Below are 289 nucleotides of genomic sequence, written 5' to 3'. Positions count from 1 at the left end.
GTGCTCGTCGACGACCACGTCGCCCTGCGTGAGCCCGCCGTACTCGGCCGTGTCGGAGACGGAGTCCCACATCTCGCCGAGCCCGCCCTCGTACATCAGGTCGACGATGAGCTTCAGCTCGTTGAGGCACTCGAAGTACGCCATCTCGGGGGAGTAGCCCGCGTCGACGAGCGTCTCGTACCCCTGCTTGACGAGCGACGTGACGCCGCCGCAGAGGACGGCCTGCTCGCCGAACAGGTCGGTCTCGGTCTCCTCGCGGAACGTCGTCTCGACGACGCCGGCGCGCGTA

The 289-nt window shown here is 68.2% G+C and carries 1 pseudogene; it reads right to left on the bottom strand.

Going from position 1 to position 289, the window contains the following annotated elements:
- A pseudogene (locus tag EXE42_RS17665) lies at positions 1-289 on the bottom strand (ketol-acid reductoisomerase); the annotation flags it as partial.

The sequence above is a fragment of the Halorubrum sp. SP3 genome (genome assembly GCF_005435195.1).
GTDB lineage: Archaea > Halobacteriota > Halobacteria > Halobacteriales > Haloferacaceae > Halorubrum > Halorubrum sodomense.
This window is presented reverse-complemented; position numbering and strand designations above follow the sequence as displayed.